The organism is Streptococcus sp. UBA3373 (assembly GCF_002360305.1).
GTDB lineage: Bacteria > Bacillota > Bacilli > Lactobacillales > Streptococcaceae > Streptococcus > Streptococcus alactolyticus.
In genome coordinates this window covers 81,870-100,735 of record NZ_DEQF01000011.1, presented here as the reverse complement: position 1 = coordinate 100,735, position 18,866 = coordinate 81,870, and the positions used below count along the sequence as shown (strand labels likewise).

Annotated in this window: 20 protein-coding genes; 15 read left to right on the top strand and 5 right to left on the bottom strand. The window is 40.7% G+C overall.

The window, feature by feature from the left end:
• The 6 genes from B3R79_RS02135 to B3R79_RS02110 form a co-directional block, all read left to right on the top strand.
• On the top strand, positions 1–287 hold a 287-nt coding region (locus B3R79_RS02135), incomplete at its 5' end, for an ASCH domain-containing protein (protein WP_293693480.1).
• A gap of 23 nt (positions 288–310) precedes the next feature.
• Positions 311–1,282: a Gfo/Idh/MocA family protein gene (locus tag B3R79_RS02130; RefSeq protein WP_293693478.1), complete on the top strand. Its 972-nt coding sequence runs from the start codon at positions 311–313 to the stop codon at positions 1,280–1,282.
• 106 nt (positions 1,283–1,388) lie between these two features.
• Entirely contained in the window at positions 1,389–2,777 is a 1,389-nt protein-coding gene (gene glmU / locus B3R79_RS02125; protein WP_154455402.1) for a bifunctional UDP-N-acetylglucosamine diphosphorylase/glucosamine-1-phosphate N-acetyltransferase GlmU, read from the top strand.
• 165 nt (positions 2,778–2,942) lie between these two features.
• Positions 2,943–3,497: an NUDIX domain-containing protein gene (locus B3R79_RS02120; protein WP_154455410.1), complete on the top strand. Its 555-nt coding sequence runs from the start codon at positions 2,943–2,945 to the stop codon at positions 3,495–3,497.
• Positions 3,497–3,817: a cell wall synthase accessory phosphoprotein MacP gene (macP, locus tag B3R79_RS02115; RefSeq protein WP_154455401.1), complete on the top strand. Its 321-nt coding sequence runs from the start codon at positions 3,497–3,499 to the stop codon at positions 3,815–3,817. Before B3R79_RS02120 ends, macP begins: the two co-directional genes overlap by 1 nt.
• 52 nt (positions 3,818–3,869) lie before the next feature.
• Entirely contained in the window at positions 3,870–4,562 is a 693-nt protein-coding gene (locus B3R79_RS02110; RefSeq protein ID WP_204984267.1) for a 5'-methylthioadenosine/adenosylhomocysteine nucleosidase, read from the top strand.
• 59 nt (positions 4,563–4,621) lie between these two features.
• Here B3R79_RS02110 and B3R79_RS02105 read toward each other — a convergent pair whose 3' ends face one another.
• The 3 genes from B3R79_RS02105 to B3R79_RS02095 all read right to left on the bottom strand — a co-directional run bounded on the left by B3R79_RS02105 (position 4,622) and on the right by B3R79_RS02095 (position 8,114).
• Positions 4,622–6,343 carry an alkaline phosphatase gene (locus B3R79_RS02105; RefSeq protein WP_168284677.1) on the bottom strand — a complete coding sequence of 574 codons (1,722 nt, stop codon included), beginning with the start codon at positions 6,341–6,343 and terminating at the stop codon, positions 4,622–4,624.
• 166 nt (positions 6,344–6,509) lie between these two features.
• Entirely contained in the window at positions 6,510–7,166 is a 657-nt protein-coding gene (locus tag B3R79_RS02100) for a metal-dependent transcriptional regulator (protein ID WP_168260469.1), read from the bottom strand.
• A 117-nt stretch (positions 7,167–7,283) separates the two neighbouring features.
• Positions 7,284–8,114, bottom strand: coding sequence for a peptidylprolyl isomerase (locus B3R79_RS02095; RefSeq protein WP_293693471.1), 831 nt, complete (start codon positions 8,112–8,114; stop codon positions 7,284–7,286).
• A gap of 144 nt (positions 8,115–8,258) precedes the next feature.
• Between B3R79_RS02095 and B3R79_RS02090 the strand changes: the two genes are divergently transcribed.
• On the top strand, positions 8,259–10,637 hold the full coding sequence (locus tag B3R79_RS02090) for an FtsK/SpoIIIE family DNA translocase (RefSeq protein ID WP_293693469.1): 2,379 nt from the start codon (positions 8,259–8,261) through the stop codon (positions 10,635–10,637).
• A 30-nt stretch (positions 10,638–10,667) separates the two neighbouring features.
• Here B3R79_RS02090 and B3R79_RS02085 read toward each other — a convergent pair whose 3' ends face one another.
• A complete protein-coding gene (locus B3R79_RS02085) occupies positions 10,668–11,021 on the bottom strand; it encodes a DUF3397 family protein (protein WP_168260472.1) in 354 nt (117 codons plus the stop codon).
• Between the two features lie 224 nt (positions 11,022–11,245).
• Here B3R79_RS02085 and rplK point away from each other — a divergent pair, with 224 nt between their 5' ends.
• The 7 genes from rplK (at position 11,246) to B3R79_RS02050 (ending at position 15,794) form a co-directional block, all read left to right on the top strand.
• Positions 11,246–11,671 (top strand): 50S ribosomal protein L11, encoded by a 426-nt coding sequence (gene rplK / locus B3R79_RS02080; RefSeq protein WP_003065913.1) that lies wholly within the window; start codon positions 11,246–11,248, stop codon positions 11,669–11,671.
• Positions 11,672–11,817: 146 nt separating this feature from the next.
• A complete protein-coding gene (rplA, locus tag B3R79_RS02075; protein WP_154455528.1) occupies positions 11,818–12,507 on the top strand; it encodes a 50S ribosomal protein L1 in 690 nt (229 codons plus the stop codon).
• A 192-nt stretch (positions 12,508–12,699) separates the two neighbouring features.
• Positions 12,700–13,437 (top strand): UMP kinase, encoded by a 738-nt coding sequence (gene pyrH, locus B3R79_RS02070; RefSeq protein WP_168260473.1) that lies wholly within the window; start codon positions 12,700–12,702, stop codon positions 13,435–13,437.
• Positions 13,438–13,488: 51 nt separating this feature from the next.
• Positions 13,489–14,046 carry a ribosome recycling factor gene (gene frr / locus B3R79_RS02065; protein ID WP_154455438.1) on the top strand — a complete coding sequence of 186 codons (558 nt, stop codon included), beginning with the start codon at positions 13,489–13,491 and terminating at the stop codon, positions 14,044–14,046.
• 70 nt (positions 14,047–14,116) lie between these two features.
• Positions 14,117–14,974 (top strand): CvfB family protein, encoded by an 858-nt coding sequence (locus B3R79_RS02060; protein ID WP_293693464.1) that lies wholly within the window; start codon positions 14,117–14,119, stop codon positions 14,972–14,974.
• Positions 14,975–15,072: 98 nt separating this feature from the next.
• Positions 15,073–15,582, top strand: a complete 510-nt coding sequence (msrA, locus tag B3R79_RS02055; protein ID WP_293650847.1) for a peptide-methionine (S)-S-oxide reductase MsrA — start codon at positions 15,073–15,075, stop codon at positions 15,580–15,582.
• Positions 15,579–15,794, top strand: coding sequence for a YozE family protein (locus B3R79_RS02050; protein WP_154455435.1), 216 nt, complete (start codon positions 15,579–15,581; stop codon positions 15,792–15,794). The genes msrA and B3R79_RS02050 overlap by 4 nt, the downstream gene beginning before the upstream one ends.
• Positions 15,795–15,899: 105 nt before the next feature.
• Here the strand turns inward: B3R79_RS02050 and B3R79_RS02045 are convergent, their stop codons facing one another.
• Positions 15,900–17,591 carry a carboxylesterase family protein gene (locus tag B3R79_RS02045; RefSeq protein ID WP_293693463.1) on the bottom strand — a complete coding sequence of 564 codons (1,692 nt, stop codon included), beginning with the start codon at positions 17,589–17,591 and terminating at the stop codon, positions 15,900–15,902.
• Between the two features lie 301 nt (positions 17,592–17,892).
• On the opposite strand from B3R79_RS02045, the gene B3R79_RS02040 reads away from it, so the two are divergent.
• A partial coding sequence (locus B3R79_RS02040; protein WP_293693462.1) for a PhoH family protein occupies positions 17,893–18,866 on the top strand: 974 nt, incomplete at its 3' end.

Sequence of the window (18,866 nt, the reverse complement as noted above, 5' to 3'; positions counted from 1 at the left end):
ACATTGACAATGTCCCCTTGCCTGAAGTTGGGTCTTATGATGTGATTTTAGATAGCAAAGACCGAGCAGTTTGCATTATTCAGATTAAAAAAGTCTCTGTTGTACCTTTTAAAGAAGTCTCGGAGAAGCATGCTTTCAAAGAAGGTGAGGGTGATAAATCGCTTGCTTACTGGCGAGATGTTCACGAAGCATTTTTCAAACCCTATTTTAAAGAATGTGGGTTGACATTCACACCAGAAAGCTTAATCGTTTTAGAAGAATTTGAAGTGGTTTATCCCACAGTTTAGTAAGATACGATAGGAGGAAATTCATGAAATTAGCCATTTTAGGAACAGGAAAAATCGTTGACGAGGTCTTGCCTGTTTTAAAAGAAATCAACGGCATTGCGATTGAAGCTATTTTGTCAACGCCACGCAGTTTAGAAAAAGCGCACCAATTGGCGAAGCTTTACGACATCACTCAGGCGACTAGCGACTATGATAGCCTTTTGGCAAATCCAAACGTTGATACGGTTTATGTTGCCCTGCCGAATCACCTTCATTATGCCTATGCCAAGAAGGCTTTGCTGGCGGGCAAACACGTGATTTGTGAGAAGCCTTTTACAATGACCTTAGACGAATTTGAAGACTTGACTCAGATTGCCGAGCAGCAGCAACGCATTTTGCTAGAAGCCATTACCAATCAATATTTGGGTAATTTCACCTCTATCAAGGCCAATCTTGCCAAGTTAGGTGAGATTAAGATTGTTACCTGTAATTATTCCCAATATTCGTCGCGTTATGATGCTTTCAAGCGCGGGGAAATTGCGCCAGCCTTTGACCCACAAAAAGGTGGCGGTGCCCTCCGTGATTTAAATATTTATAATATTCATTTGGTGGTAGGCTTGTTTGGGAAACCGCAACGGGTACAGTATCTGGCTAATATGGAGCGTGAGGTGGATACGTCTGGTATTTTGCTTATGGACTATGGCGATTTCAAAGCGGTTTGTATCGGTGCCAAGGATTGTGCGGCAGAACTGACTTCAACTATTCAGGGCAATAAAGGTTCTTTGACCATTCTTGGTGCTACCAATACCTTGCCCGAAATAGCACTGGCACTCAATGAAGAAAGCAAGACGATTATCAACGAAAACACGCTCAATCACCGAATGCACGATGAATTTGTGGCCTTTCAAGCTATTATTGAGCAAGAAAATATGACAGCTACCAAGCTTGCCCTAGACCATAGCCGCTTGGTTATGGAAGTCTTGGAACAAGCTGTTCAAATTATGTGGCATCAGTAACTTAAAAATCACGTTCAGTTGTGTTAATTATGGTATAATGGAATAGATTGTGTGAGAAAGTACAAAGTATTCGCACGCTACTCTATATTTATAAGGAATATTAGTCATGTCAAATTATGCAATTATTTTAGCCGCTGGTAAAGGAACTCGCATGAAATCAGACTTGCCAAAAGTGCTTCATCAAGTATCCGGTCTGACCATGCTAGAACACGTTTTTCGTGCTGTATCAGCCTTAAATCCAGAAAAAAACGTGACGGTTATCGGGCACAAAGCCGATATGGTTCGTGACGTTTTAGCAGGTCAATCAGAATTTGTTCTTCAAACAGAGCAATTAGGAACAGGTCACGCTGTCATGATGGCAGAGGAAGAATTGGCTGGTCTTGAGGGGCAAACCCTTGTTATCGCTGGGGATACTCCTTTGATTACAGGTGACAGTTTGAAACAGTTGGTTGATTTTCATATCAGCCATAAAAATGTAGCGACTATTTTAACAGCTACTGCTGACAATCCTTTTGGTTACGGACGTATTATCCGCAACGAAAATGGCGAAGTGCTTAAAATCGTTGAACAAAAAGACGCTTCTGAATTTGAACGCCAAGTCAAAGAAATCAATACAGGAACTTATGTCTTTGATAACAAACGTTTATTTGAAGCCCTCAAAAACATTAACACCAACAATGCCCAAGGGGAATATTACTTGACGGATGTCATTTCTATTTTCCGTAATAGTGGTGAAAAAGTTGGGGCTTATGTGCTTCATGATTTTGATGAAAGTCTTGGGGTCAATGACCGCGTGGCACTAGCAACTGCCGAAGAGATTATGCGTCGCCGTATCAACCACAAACACATGGTGAATGGCGTAACCTTCCAAAATCCTGCTGCGACTTACATTGACGTTGATGTGGAAATCGCCCCTGATGTCACTATCGAAGCCAATGTCACTCTAAAAGGCCACACAACAATCGGTACAGGCTCAGTCTTGACTAATGGCACTTATCTTGTTGATGCAACTATTGGTGAGCAAGTCGTGATTACCAACTCAATGATTGAACAATCTGTTGTAAAAGACGGCGTAACCATTGGTCCATTTGCCCATGTTCGTCCTGATTCAACCCTTGAAAAGAATGTTCATATTGGTAACTTCGTCGAAGTTAAGTCATCACTTGTTGGTGAGGATACTAAAGCAGGGCATTTGACTTATATTGGCAATGCGACCGTAGGACACGACGTGAATTTTGGTGCAGGTACGATTATTGCCAACTATGATGGCCAGCACAAATTCAAGACCACCATCGGTAACAACGCTTTTGTAGGAAGCAATTCGACCATCATTGCTCCTCTTACTATTGGTGACAATGCCTTGACAGCTGCGGGTTCTACCATTTCTATGGATATTGAAAAAGACGCCTTAGCTATCGGACGCGGACGCCAAGTCAACAAAGCTGGCTATGCCCTCAACAAACCTCACCACCCAAACAATAAAAAGAAATCGTAATAGCATGGAATCTGAGATGAGGGTCTCAGGTTCTTTATTTGCCTTGCGCTTTTAGATTTTTTTAGCATTTTTGCGTTATCATAGTAAGGATATTTTGACAATAATGGCATTTCTGGCAAATTTATAGTAGAATCAAACGTGAAAGGTATTTTAAAGGTAGAGCAGATGGATTTTGAGGAAAAAACAATTAAACGCACTGAGGTTTTTGATGGGCATATTTTTAAGGTTGTCGTGGATGACGTGGAATTGCCTAATCAATTAGGGCAAGCTAAACGGGAATTGATTTTTCACGGTGGGGCGGTGGCCGTTTTGCCAGTGACCAAGGACAATCGCATTGTCTTGGTTAAGCAGTACCGCAAGGCGATTGAAAAAGTGTCTTATGAAATTCCAGCAGGGAAATTGGAAGCTGGTGAAGCTCAGCATGAGCAAGAAGCTGCGGCGCGTGAATTGGAAGAAGAAACAGGCTACTCAGGACAATTAACAAAAATCTATGATTTTTACACTGCAACAGGCTTTTGCAATGAAAAAATCAGATTGTATCTTGGAACTGATTTGCAAAAAGTGCCGAATCCTCGTCCGCAAGATGACGATGAAGTCCTTGAAATCTTGGAGTTGACTTATGCAGAATGCATGGATTTGGTTGCTTCGGGAGCTATCGAGGATGCTAAAACGATTATCGCCCTACAATATTACGCGTTAACATTTGGAGGAAACTTGTAATGGGAAAACCACTTTTAACAGACGAGATAATCGAGCGTGCTAACCGTGGTGAACTTTTTTATGATGACATGATGACTGACGATGAAGAAACGAAAGTTATTCGGACAGATCGTTACGACAGCATTATACCGCCTGAAGAGTATGCTGACAGAGGCTTTTTAGAAAGATGGACCAACCGCAAGCAAAAGGATCAGTTCGTCTATAAAAGCCGTCGGATTGAAAATGTCAAGCGAAGCCGTTTTCAACGCAAATTAAACTTGGCGATATTGATTATCTTTCTTTTGCTAGTGGCGTTATTCTACGCTGTGTTTAAACTCTAAGAAAGCGAGAAAAGGAGGACAAGCCACTGCTTAAGCGGTGTGCGAAGATGTGATGAAAATTGGAATTATAGCAGCAATGGAGCAAGAATTACGACTTCTTGTAGACCATTTGGAAAATAAAGTCGAACACCATGTTTTAGGAAACACGTATTACGAAGGAAAACTGGGCCGTCATCAAGTTGTCTTGGTGCAATCAGGTGTCGGAAAAGTCATGTCAGCTATGTCGGTTGCCATTTTGGCGGACCATTTTGGAGTGGATGCCTTGATTAACACAGGGTCAGCTGGCGCTGTTGCAGAAGGTTTGCAAATTGGCGATGTTGTTGTGGCTGACACTTTAGCTTACCACGATGTTGATTTGACAGCCTTTGGCTATGACTACGGTCAAATGTCTATGCAACCTTTGTATTTTGAATCTGATAAAACATTCGTGGAAACGTTTGAGCAAGTCTTGAGTGAAGCAGACGTGCCAAGCCATATTGGTTTGATTGCGACAGGAGATTCTTTTATCGCTGGCCAAGATAAAATTGATGCCATCAAATCTGTTTTCCCACAGGTTTTAGCGGTTGAAATGGAAGGGGCTGCAATTGCCCAAGCCGCTCACAGTTTGAAAAAGCCATTTGTTGTTGTGCGTGCCATGTCTGACACCGCAGCCCACGATGCTAACATTACCTTTGATGAATTTATCATTGCAGCAGGTAAACAATCTGCTGAGATTTTGTTAGCCTTCTTAGAAAAATTAGCTTAAATAGCATCTAAACCTAAAAAAGAAGAAAGTACCGAGTGGTATTTTCTTCTTTTTTTGCTTTATTTGTCAGCTTGTTTTAGTCCGACTCCAGTTGGTTTTTTAGTTTCTGTTTCAACTTGTTCTTCAGCGTCTTTTGAATCGCCGTTGAAGCCCATGGCCTCTCCTAAACGAATACTGATGTCAGTATCATCGTACTCACCGTCAAACATTTTGGCACCTGAACCCATAGCATAGACAGGAACTTTGTCACCAGAGTGGTCAGTTGTTGTCCAAGCCAAGCCAGCTTTTTTGTCTAGCAAACGAGTAGCCGTGATAGCAATTGGAACGTAGCCACCGTAGCTTACATTTTGCTCATCTTCTGATTTTTTAGTTTCATCAAAGGCTGTTTTTAACTCGTTGTACTCTTCTTTAGAGCATTTAAGTCTGTTTTTAGCTAGTTCTTCCGCGTAAGCTTCGCTTTCAGCGTTTGTAACGTCTTCAGATGGCGCATCTGGATCCAAGACTAAGCCGAAGTAGTCTTCAATTTGTGGCGCAAATTCTTCGAAGGTCAAATCTGGATTTTTTTCCAAAGTTTCAGTAGTCAAATCGGCAAAGGCAACTTGTGACCCTTTTTGGTTAGTTAAAAGATCAAAATAAGTGCTATTTCCTGTTGAACCATTACCAATTGTGAAACCACCAGTTGCATGGTCTGCCGTTACAACGATCAAGGTTTCGTCAGGATGCTCGTTGTAGAAGTCAATCGCTGTTTGAATTGACTCTTCAAAACCAAGTACTTCGTGAATAGCTGTTAGACCGTCATTGGCGTGCTCAGCCCAGTCCACTTTTCCACCTTCAACCATCATGAAGAAACCTTCAGGATCATCTTCCATGACTTCAATTCCTTTAGCTACCATGTCGCTAAGGGTTTGGTCACCTTCTTCTTGGTCAATGGTATAAGGCATTGAATCGCTATCTTGTAAACGCTCAGATACTAGGTAAACTTTTTCAGAGTCAGCATTTATTTTCTCTGCTTTTTCTTTAGTATCAGCGATAGTGTAGCCATTTTCTTCCATGACTTCATAAAGGTCCTTTTGGTCCTCATCTTTACCAGTACGCTGTCCAAGTGAACCACCAGCAAAGTAGTCAAAACCTGATTCTGCCATTTGAAGTCCGATATCGTAGTAAGATTTACGAGACTCAACATTTGCGTAGAAAGCAGCAGGAGTTGCGTGGTTAAGCGTTACATTGGTTACAATTCCGACAGCTTTGCCAGCACGTTTGGCTTTTTCAGCCACAGAATCAGCAGATTTTTCCAAATCGCCTGTCAAACCGATGACTTTACTTTGGGTCTTAATTCCAGTTGCAAAAGCCGTAGCCGTAGCCGCTGAATCAGGAATGAATGAAGAACAGTCGTATTGTGTTTTCAGACCAACAACTGGCATTTCAGTAAAGTTCATACGATCTGGGTAAACTTCGCCTTTGTTTGTTTGTGTGTAGCCAAGATAATCTTCAGCAGCCGTTACAGGAGTTACCCCCATCCCGTCACCGATGAAAAGGAAAACATATTTAGCTTGGTTAGAATTGACTTTAGAATGGTCTTCCATTTTTGCACGGCTAGTATCGTACATTTGCACGTCTTTACCGTTAGCTGTTTCTTTTGCCAAGCTTGTGCTGTTTGCGGCTTCTGTATCTAATTTCAGCTTATTGCCTGATGATGTTGTTGAACTACAAGCAGCTAGCAAGGTGCTAGAAACCAGTAAGGTCACCCCTAAGCGTGCCAAATATTTTGAACTTTTTTTCATAAGAACCTCGTTAATAATTTTTAGACCTTGGTCTTGATTCTTATTCTAGCAAATGAATGTAAACTCCCTAACCGCCTTTTGTAAAACTTCCATAAATCCTTTTGCAGCAGGGTTTGATAAAATTTACAAAACAACAAAAAAACAGTAAAACGCTGATGTTTTGCTGTTAAAGAGATTCGATTTTTTCGAGGTAAATTTGTTCGGCGACGCGTTCTGGAATAATCAAGGTTTGTGAGTTGTGGATAAGTGTGTGGGTCTTGGCGTAGCTATCTTGTTTAACCAACTCCACAACATCATTGATGGTCAAGTGATGCTCTTGCAAATAGTTTAACAAATGCACCTCATCATGAACTCGGCAAATGCGATAAGTACCCAATTCTGAGATATGATTGAGTGGCTGACGGTGAATTTCTTGCAATAATTCTCCCTTTTGCGGAATGGTTCCACCGTGCGGGCAGAATTTTGGAAAACCTAGACTTTCTTCTAAACGGTCGATGAATGTAGTGGAAACTGTGTGCTCCAAAACTTCGGCTTCTTGGTGAATTTCATCAGGGCTATAATGCAACTCATTGGCTAGAAAGACTTCAATCAAGCGGTGTTTGCGGTACAATTCAGAAACCAAGAGCAAACCTTTTGGTGTCAAGTGATAGCCTACTTTTTGGTCTTTGGCAATGAGGGCTTCGTTGCTCATTTTTTTGACCATTTCAGAAACGGCTGGTGCTGAAACGCCCATCAATTCAGCGATGCCTTTATTGGTTACCTTGGCTTGACTTTCTCCAAGTTCGTTAATACATTTAAGATAATCTTCTTTATTTGGCGTCATATAATCTCGCTTTCTATCCTTTCTATTATACCAAAAAATCACTTATTCCTGTTCATCAATCCAACATAAGCAAAAAAATCAAGTCGCTAGGCTTACTTGATTTTTTAAGGGTTATCCTTAGTCCTTTTGTGAAGAACTGTCTTTTAGAATATCAATTGATGTGATGGTAACATCGGTTGTTGGCTTGTCGTTGTCATCGGTCGCGGTTTGAGCAATCTTATCCACAACGTCCATGCCATCAATTACTTGCCCAAAAACGGTGTAATTGCCATCTAAGCCTGGATTACCACCTTTAGCATAAGCTCCAATAATGGGTTCTGGGTAGCTTGATGATGAGAGTTTTTGCGATTGGTCATCTGTATTTTGATTGATGAAAAATTGACTGCCATTGGTGTCTGCACCAGCATTTGCCATGGCAATCGCCCCGCGAATGTTGTAGAGGTAAGGTGAGATTTCATTTTTAAAACCATTGCCAGAATCAATGCTCTTATCCTTATTTTTCCAGATAGATTCTCCGCCTGTGCCATCTCCTTTAGGGTCACCTGATTGAATCATAAAATCAGAAATCACGCGGTGAAATAGCACACCGTTGTAATAGCCTTCTTTGGCGTGAGTGAGAAAGTTTTCCACAGCGAGTGGAGCATATTTTGGAAATAACTTGATGGTGATGTCACCTTCAGAGGTGTGCATGAGGACTTCTGACTCGTTGTCAGTGACGTCATTAGATAATTGTGGAAAAGCTGACGTATCAGCACTCAAAGCTTTTTTTAATTCTTTTTGGTAGGCTTTTGAGGACGATGCACTGGCACTTTTTGAAGCAGAAGCGGCTGAAGCAGATGCTTTGGCATTGACGTAATCTTCTCCTCGAATGGCTTTGGTCAATTGGCTACAACCTGATAGGCTTACCAAACTAAGCATTATAACAAGCAATGGGATTGTTTTTTTCATGTAAACTCCTAAATATGTATCTTAAAGCTGTGTTGATAGGGTTATTTGTCAAAATTCATTGAGCTCTAAGCAAACTCAACTAAGCTATTCTACCATATTTTGTTTTCAATAACCTAAAAGTTTAAAAAATGCTATAATAAACTCATGGCAAAATCAAAAAATAGAAAAAAAGGTCGTAAAACGCGCCGACCAACCAAAGCAGAAATAAAAAGACAACAAGCCTTGCAACGCTTTATAGGGACTATTATTCTGATTATAGTCTTTTTCTTTGCAGTGACACGGCTGGGGATTTTTGGCGTTACGGTTTATAACCTCATGCGCTTTGCCGTTGGTAGCCTTGCTTATCTGGTTATGCTGGCTATTTTGGCTTATTTTATCGGTTTTAAATGGTTCCACAAACAAGTCGGTCTTGTGGGTGGTTTTGTGGTGTTTATGATTGGTATGTTATTGGAGTGGCAGGCCTATTTATTTTCACTATCAGCTTATCATGACAAGCCTGTTTTATCCACAACGGCTTCCTTGCTTTTTAATGACATTCTTCATTTTAAAGTCAGCCACTTTGTTGGTGGGGGGATGATTGGGGCTTTACTTTACATGCCCGTTTCCTTTCTTTTTTCCAATATTGGAACCTTCTTGATTGGTAGCTTGTTTATTCTTTTGGGAATTTATTTGATGACGCCGTGGGATTTGTACGATATTGCTGATTTTGTCAAAGCTAGAGGACAGACTCTTGCTTCGAGGTATGAATTGCACAAGCAAAAACGCTTTGTGAAACGTGAGGAGAAAAAAGCTAGAGCTGAGCAAAAACGTGCTGAGCAGGAACAAAAAGCAGCAGAAGAAGAACGTTTGGCCCAGCTTGAAGTGGATCTCGAAACAGGCGAAATTTTGACTGATTCAGCCAATGTTGACATGCCTGCAACAGAGCCTGACAAAGTGCCCCAACCTTCAGACACAGAGCCTGAAATCTTGTCTTATGACCAAGGAGTTGTGACGGATGATGATCAACAAGCCGCTGATCTACCTGAGCAAGAAGAACAAGCTGACGAACCTTTGGACGTTGATTTTACGGCAAAAACAGCCCTGCATTACACCTTGCCAACGATTGATTTGTTTGCACCAGACAAGCCTAAAAATCAATCCAAGGAAAAAAGCATTGTCCGTCATAATATCAAGGTGTTAGAGGACACCTTTACCAGCTTTGGTATTGATGTCAAGGTAGAACGTGCTGAAATTGGCCCATCGGTAACCAAGTACGAAGTCAAACCAGCCGTTGGTGTGCGTGTCAACCGCATTTCCAATTTGGCAGATGATCTAGCCCTAGCCTTGGCTGCTAAAGATGTACGTATCGAAGCCCCTATTCCAGGTAAATCCTTAGTCGGTATTGAAGTACCGAATTCTGAAATTGCCACGGTTACTTTCCGTGAATTATGGGAGCAATCCAATACTGACCCGAATAAATTGTTGGAAGTTCCCCTTGGAAAAGCAGTCAACGGTACGGCACGCACCTTTGACTTGGCTCGTATGCCTCACCTGCTCGTAGCTGGTTCAACGGGTTCAGGAAAATCTGTTGCGGTCAATGGCATCATTGCTAGCATTTTGATGAAAGCACGACCTGACCAAGTCAAATTCATGATGATTGACCCCAAAATGGTTGAATTATCGGTTTACAATGATATTCCCCATTTGTTGATTCCTGTGGTAACCAACCCTCGTAAGGCAGCTAGAGCCTTGCAAAAAGTGGTGGATGAAATGGAAAACCGTTATGAACTCTTTAGCCATTTTGGCGTTCGCAATATTGCAGGTTACAATGCCAAGGTTGAAGAGTTTAACAAACAATCTGACCAAAAACACATTCCACTACCTTTGATTGTGGTTATTGTGGATGAGTTGGCAGATTTGATGATGGTTGCCAGCAAAGAAGTGGAAGATGCCATCATTCGTTTGGGGCAAAAAGCGCGTGCGGCAGGTATTCACATGATTTTAGCAACCCAACGCCCATCTGTTGATGTTATTAGCGGTTTGATTAAGGCCAATGTGCCATCGCGGATTGCCTTTGCCGTGTCATCAGGGACCGATAGCCGTACGATTTTGGATGAAAACGGCGCTGAAAAACTTTTGGGACGTGGGGACATGCTCTTTAAACCGATTGATGAAAATCACCCTGTCCGTTTGCAAGGTTCTTTCATTTCAGATGACGATGTGGAGCATATTGTTAGCTTTATTAAAAATCAAGCTGACGCCGAATATGACGATAGTTTTGACCCAGGTGATGTGTCTGAGGCTGATTTGAAATCAGGAAATGGCAGCAGCGCTCAAGAAGGTGATCCCCTATTTGAAGACGCTAAGGCTTTAGTGCTTGAAACCCAAAAAGCCAGTGCCTCAATGCTCCAACGCCGTTTGTCAGTAGGCTTTAACCGTGCTACTCGTTTAATGGATGAATTAGAAGCTGCTGGTGTCATCGGGCCCGCCGAAGGAACCAAACCTCGAAAAGTTTTGATGACTACTGCAACATCGGAAGACTAAAAAAGCGTTAGCTGTAAAGCTAACGTTTTTTTAGCGTCCAATTGTAAAGACTAAAATCAACTCAATGACATAAAAAATAGCTGTCAAAATAAACCCTGACCGCCAGAAAAATTTCAAAAAGCGGCGATAAGAAAAAGCGTGGTAACGTTTCAAAAAAGTAATGCTCAAAATCAAAGCCAACAAAGATAGGCAAATCAAGTAGTAAAAGAAAACATCTAATGTCAAAGATTGCATTGCCACTAAAGCAATTTCAAGTGCAAACAAGGGAAAAGACAGGTCTGTAAACAAGATCCCAAAGCGTTTTAAGTTAAAAAAGGTAACCAAAATGTAAGAAAAAAGCGGCGTCAGCACCAAAAAAGCAATCGAAAATAATTTATATACCATGTCCTATATTTTATACCGAAACCCTGAAGATGTAAATGATTAGAGCCTTTTTCCTCAAATTTCCTTTGCTCTCAAAAAAAGGGGAAGATTTTTTTGAAAAATAATGAGCTAAATAGCTTGCTTTTTCCCTGAATTCCTGTATAATGGTAAAGTATGCGATTGAGCATATCTGTGGGAGGTAAAAATCTTAATTACCGCCAAAACCACAACAGGAGGATTTAAAAATGGCTAAAAAAGTCGAAAAAGTTGTTAAACTTCAAATTCCTGCTGGTAAAGCGACACCAGCTCCACCAGTTGGTCCAGCTCTTGGTCAAGCAGGTATTAACATCATGGGATTCACTAAAGAATTTAACGCACGTACAGCTGATCAAGCTGGCATGATCATCCCAGTTGTTATCTCAGTGTATGAAGACAAATCATTTGATTTCGTTACAAAAACACCACCAGCTGCTGTTCTTTTGAAAAAAGCTGCAGGTGTTGAAAAAGGTTCAGGAACACCTAACACAACAAAAGTTGCAACAGTTACTCGTGCACAAGTACAAGAAATTGCTGAAACTAAAATGCCAGACTTAAACGCTGCAAATATTGAATCTGCAATGCGTATGATTGAAGGTACTGCTCGTTCTATGGGATTCACTGTTGTTGATTAATCAATGACACCCAAATTGTGACTGAATTTGGTTGCTAGACCGAAAAATCACTCACACTAGACCCGCAAGACTTCATCATGATTTGATGAGTGACGTGGGAGATTTTAAATCAAATCGATATGACCACATTACAAGGAGAATTTTAAATGGCTAAAAAAAGCAAACAAATGCGTGCTGCACTTGAAAAAATTGACAGCACTAAAGCATACAGCGTAGAAGAAGCTGTGGCGCTTGCAAAAGAAACTAACTTCGCAAAATTTGATGCATCTGTAGAAGTTGCATATAAACTTAATATTGACGTTCGTAAAGCTGACCAACAAATCCGTGGTGCAATGGTATTGCCAAACGGTACTGGTAAAACACAACGTGTGCTTGTTTTCGCACGTGGTGCTAAAGCTGAAGAAGCAAAAGCTGCTGGTGCAGACTTCGTTGGTGAAGATGACCTTGTTGCTAAAATCAACGATGGTTGGCTTGATTTCGACGTTGTTATCGCAACACCAGATATGATGGCTATCGTTGGACGTCTTGGACGTGTCCTTGGACCTCGTAACCTTATGCCAAACCCTAAAACTGGTACAGTAACTATGGACGTTGCTAAAGCAGTTGAAGAGTCTAAAGGTGGTAAAATCACTTACCGTGCTGATAAAGCTGGTAACGTACAAGCTATCATCGGTAAAGTATCATTCGACGCAGACAAATTGGTTGAAAACTTCAAAGCATTCCACGATGTTATCGTGAAATCTAAACCAGCTACTGCTAAAGGTACTTACATGACTAACTTGTCTATCACAACAACTCAAGGTGTCGGTATCAAAGTAGATCCAAGCTCATTCTAATGTAATGATATGACAGAAAAAATCCGTTTCCGTTTTGCTGAAGCGGATTTTTTTATGAGCTGTGTCAAAAAATTTTTTAACGCTGTACCTTAGGGACTGGCGAGTATTGAATCGTTAAAAATGAGATATTTTGCTAGGTAAAATAAGCAATTTATGATAAAATAGTAGGGATAAAAGAAGGAGTAACGTGTAGTGGAACCTAAGTATAAACGTATTTTAATTAAGTTGTCTGGAGAAGCTTTGGCTGGTGATAAGGGTGTGGGTATTGACCTTGCCACTGTTCAAGCTATCGCAAAAGAAATTGCTGAAGTTCATGATTCAGGTGTTGAAATTGCCTTGGTTATCGGTGGTGGAAACCTTTGGCGTGGTGAACCAGCTGCGGCAGCTGGTATGGATCGCGTACAGGCAGACTACACTGGAATGTTAGGAACAGTCATGAATGCCCTTGTTATGGCTGATAGCTTGCAACAATATGGTGTGGACACTCGTGTTCAAACAGCTATCCCAATGCAAAATGTTGCGGAACCTTATATTCGTGGACGTGCCCTTCGTCATCTTGAAAAAGGTCGTATCGTTATCTTTGGTGCGGGTATCGGTTCACCTTATTTCTCAACAGATACAACAGCTGCCCTTCGTGCTGCTGAAATCGAAGCAGAAGCTATTTTGATGGCGAAAAATGGTGTTGATGGGGTTTACAACGCAGATCCTAAGAAAGATGCCAATGCAGTTAAATTCGACGAATTAACACACGTTGAAGTGATTAAACGTGGTCTTAAAATCATGGATGCTACTGCCTCTACCCTTTCAATGGACAACGATATTGACTTAGTTGTCTTTAACATGAACGAACCTGGTAACATCAAACGTGTGGTCTTTGGTGAAGCTATCGGGACAACGGTTTCTAACAAAGCAGACCACCACAACCATTAAGAGTTGGCTCTACTATTTTAAAAAAACAAGAAACGAGGATAATACTGACTTATGGCTAATGCTATTATTGAAAAAGCGAAAGAACGCTTTGAACAATCACACAGTGCTTTGGCGCGTGAATTTGCTTCTATTCGTGCTGGACGTGCTAACGCGTCACTCTTAGACCGTATTCAAGTGGAATACTACGGCGCACCAACACCTTTGAACCAATTGGCTTCTATTACCGTTCCAGAAGCGCGTGTTCTCTTGATTTCTCCATTTGACAAATCTGTTTTGAAAGACATTGAGCATGCGATCAACGCTTCTGACCTTGGTATTAACCCTGCCAATGATGGTTCAGTGATCCGTCTTGTTATTCCAGCATTGACAGAAGAAACACGTAAAGATTTGGCTAAAGAAGTGAAAAAAGTTGGTGAAAGTGCCAAAATTGCTATCCGTAACATCCGCCGTGATGCGATGGACGAAGCTAAAAAACAAGAAAAAGCCAAAGAAATCACAGAAGACGAATTGAAAGTGCTTGAAAAAGATATTCAAAAAGTTACTGACGAAGCTGTGAAACACATTGACAGCATGACTGCTAACAAAGAAAAAGAATTGCTAGAAGTCTAATGTCATCTCTATAAGACAAAGGTAAGGGGGTGGAGATTCCACTCTCTTTTCTATGATAAAGGAAAAAAACATGAATAAACTACTTGCTACGGTTATCACTGGTTTGGTAATTGATGAAAATGCAAAAGCCTATTTTGTTCAAAAAGATGGAGTGACTTTCACTTTGGATAAGAGCGAGGGTTCACACGCTATCGGAGATATGGTCAAGGGCTTTGCTTACACGGATTTGCACCAAAAAACACGTCTGACAACTGCAGATGTGGCAGCAACACGCACTAGCTATGGTTGGGGCGTTGTGACAGAAGTGCGTCGCGACCTCGGTGTTTTCCTAGACACAGGTCTGCCAGACAAACAATTTGTCGTTTCGCTAGACGTTTTGCCTGATTTAAAAGAACTTTGGCCTAAGAAGGGTGACAAGCTTTATGTTCGTTTGGATGTGGATAAAAAAGACCGCATTTGGGCCATTCCAGCAGAACCTGAAGTTTTCCAAAAACTCTCAGGACCAGCTTATGACAATATGCAAAATGAGAAGTTACGCGCAATTGTTTACCGTTTGAAATTGTCAGGAACGTTTGTTTACCTGCCAGATAATAATATGCTTGGTTTTATCCATCCAAGTGAGCGCTATGCGGAACCACGTCTTGGGGAAGAAGTAACGGCTCGCGTCATTGGTTATCGTGCTGTTGACTGCACGCTAAACCTTTCGTTAAAACCGCGTTCTTTTGAAATGTTGGAAAATGATTCGCAGATGATTTTGACTTATTTGCAGTCAAATGGTGGCTTTATGACCTTGAATGACAAGTCATCACCAGAGGATATCAAGGCTACTTTTGGTATTTCAAAAGGACAATTTAAAAAAGCTTTGGGTGGTTTGATGAAAGCTAAGAAAGTCAAACAAGATGCCCTTGGAACAGAATTAATCGATTAAAGGCTTTATCAAAAAGAGTTGTGTTAGAAATGGTCTAACACGCTCTTTTTTTGAAAGTCTTATGTTATAATAGAAACATTATTTTTGGAGGTGCTAGAATGGAACGAGCGATTTTTGCAGGTGGGTGTTTTTGGTGCATGGTGCAGCCTTTTGAGGAATTAGATGGTATTTTATCTGTGCGTTCGGGCTACACTGGAGGTCATGTGCCTCATCCAACTTATGAGCAAGTCAAAGCCCACCAGACAGGGCATACCGAAGCAGTTGAGATTATTTTTGATGAGCACATTATTTCTTATGCGGATTTGGTGGAGATTTACTGGGCACAGACAGATCCGACGGATGCGTTTGGGCAATTTGAGGACCGCGGTGATAATTACCGTCCCGTGATTTTTTATGAAAACGACAAGCAACGTCGCATCGCAGAGCAATCCAAACAAGCCCTACAAGAGTCAGGACGTTTTCATTCACCTATCGTGACGACGATTGAACCTGCACAAGCATTTTACGTGGCTGAGGACTATCACCAAGGTTTCTACAAAAAGAACCCTGAACGCTATGCCCAAAGTAGCGCCATCCGACATCAGTTTTTAAAGGAGTATTGGCAATGAGAAAATCATTTTATACCTGGTTAATGACCCAGCGTAACCCCAAAAGTCACGAACCTGTCGCTATTTTAGCGGACTTGGTATTTGAAGATTCAACTTTCCCAAAGCATAGCGATGATTTTGAAGTTATCAGCACTTATTTGGAAAATGAGGCGGACTTCACCTTCAATCTTAGTGACTTTGACCAGATTTGGGAAGATTATTTAGCACATTGAGAGGTTATAACCTCTCTTTTTTAGCACTTTTTCTAATAAATGAATTATTGGTATTATTGTTAATATAAAAGCAATAGCACTGAGGCTATTGCTTTTAATTATGAGTTAATTTTTAACAACTTGCTCTTCTTGACTAGAATAGATTTCATCAAGGGGAGCGGAGAACCAGCGACCACTTAATACAGTTGTATTCAATTCATTTTTTACCCCTTCAGATAAGGTAGTGTCCGCTTGCATTTTTTCTAAAATATCACTGGCAGTCTCACTATCAGTCGCTGCTTTAATGTCTTTAGCATTTTCAGTAGCAGAAATTGATAGGACTTCGCTTTGCTCTGACCATTTTGGCCAATTAACCAAATTTTTATCGTTTGGATTACCTGAGGCTAAGAAGTTTTTCAGGTAAGCCTTAAAGTCACTTGACATGTCCTTAGCACCATCGTTATCAAATTCTTCTCCAATAAATGCAGCATAGTTTGACGGAGTTTGAAGCATTGCTTTAAAGATACCGTGAAAAGCTCCTAGAGTTGATGCTAATTGAGGTGTTACATTTGAATCATCGCCATAGAAAATTTCTGAAATATAGATATCTGAATTATATTTTCCTGCTAATTTTCGTGCACTGTCAACCCCATTTGAAAGTCTGTAAAGTTGACCACCGTAATTTCTTGAATAGTCAAATTCTGCTTGTTTTTGTTCATCTTGGAATAAGTCCCCACTATTAAAATCCTCTGCGAAGCGCTCATCTGATGCAATAAAGAGTGAAAATTCATTAGTTCCAGTGACAAGCATAAGCGGCACATCGTTGAATGTTTCAGTCTCAAAGCCTTCTTCTGGAATAACAGTTCCATCTTTATAAAGATGTGGGAAAACAGACATGCGAATACCTGCATTTCCCATAAATGGAGCTAAACGATCAGCAGAAAGATTTTTGAGATAATCAGCAATTTCATTATTATCTTCGAGGAGCCAGTTTTTAGCATCTTCTTCAGTTGGTTGTAGGCCATCTTCAACAACTAAAGGTGCAATAGCTGTTGCGAAAATCTCTTGACTTTCCTCTTCATCTGAAAGTGTCATTCCACCGCTAAAGGAGATTGCCTTGTCATATTTTCCTTTGAAAGTAGGTGAAATTAAAGTGGCCATAACATCTCGACCTCCTGCTGAAAATCCAGCTAAGGTCACATTATCTTTGTTACCACCGAAGGTTTCAATATTCTTTTCTACCCAGTCTAGTGCTTGAGCGATATCCAGTAACGCAAAATTACCAGAATTTTCTTCATCTGATCCAGTTTTTAAAGCATCCAGAGGATTGAAACCTAATGCTCCTAATCGGTAATTAACAGACACATAGACTGCGTTTAAATCATTTGCGAGAGTATTTCCTTTGATTTCCTGAGCATGACCAGTTTGGTTGTTACCACCATGTAAAAAGACTAAAACTGGTAAATCTGTTTCATCTGTATCAGGACGTACAATATCTAAATTTAATTTATTTTCAGAGCCGACGACTTCGTTATTAGAAAATTGAATATCTTTTTCTCCGTATTCTGTTGCATCAAAAGTATCGTCCCATTTATCTACTTCTTTTGGAGCTTGCCAACGTTCAGCTTGTGCATAAGGAACGCCTAGCCATTCTAAAGCATTATTTTCCGTATCTTTTTTCCCTTTGATATTTCCAGTTTCAATAGTTTGTGTAGTTGATTGATTAAAGGTATCAGCACTTTCAGTACTTTTATGACTACATGCTGTTAAAGTTAGCACAGCGCTAAACGCGATCAGACCCATTATCGTTTTTTTCATGATGTTTCCTTTCAGTTATCAGATAGAAATAAGTGCATCAATAAGTTGGAATTGTTTATCTTAGCCTTATATTATAATTTACTTCTCATTTATCCAACTACTTACTTATTATTTAGTGAGATAGTATCATTTTTTAGTGGCTTAGTATCAATGAGATATATATTGTATTAGGAATTTTCTTATTGTTCATTTAGCACCGTCATTTTCAATAAAGATAAGCAAGAAATCACGCAAGTCGTGATTTTTTGTGGTAAATGAGCTATAATAGGTTTATCAGATACAAAAGAAAGAGGGACTCTATTTGCAAGAGTATTCGACTGAGATTACGTTAAGCCATCCAGATGATGTGTTGGCTTTGTTTGGCTCAAATGAGCGTCATTTAAAATTGATTGAAGATAACTTGGGCGTCATTATCCACGCACGAACTGAGCGGGTGCAGATTTTAGGGGATGATGAAGATAGTGTCGAATTAGCCCGTCTGACCATTCAAGCTTTGTTGATTTTGGTGGGACGTGGCATGCTCATCAACACTTCAGATGTGGTGACAGCTTTGAGCATGGCACAAGATGGTTCGGTAGATAAATTTGTTGCCCTATACGAAGAAGAAATTATCAAGGACAATTCAGGCAAGCCTATCCGTGTTAAGACTTTGGGGCAAAAGGTTTATGTCGATAGTGTCAAATCACATGATGTTGTGTTTGGGATTGGACCTGCGGGGACTGGTAAGACCTTTTTGGCGGTGACCTTGGCAGTGACGGCTCTTAAACGTGGTCAGGTTAAACGCATTATTTTGACGCGTCCAGCTGTTGAAGCTGGTGAAAATCTAGGTTTTTTGCCTGGTGATTTGAAGGAAAAAGTGGACCCTTACCTTCGTCCTGTTTACGATGCCCTTTATCAAATCTTAGGCAAGGAGCAAACCACTCGTCTCATGGAGCGCGACATTATTGAAATTGCTCCGTTGGCGTATATGCGTGGTCGGACGCTTGATGACGCTTTTGTCATTTTAGATGAGGCCCAAAACACGACCATCATGCAAATGAAGATGTTCTTGACTCGTCTAGGTTTCCACTCTAAGATGATTATCAATGGAGATGCTAGCCAGATTGATTTGCCTAAAAAAGTCAAATCAGGTTTGATTGACGCGACTGAAAAGCTCAAACACATCAAGCAAATTGACTTTGTGCATTTCTCAGCAAATGACGTGGTGCGTCATCCTGTCGTGGCTGAAATTATCAACGCTTACGAGTCTGAGCAAGCACCTCAAGTTTCGCCTGA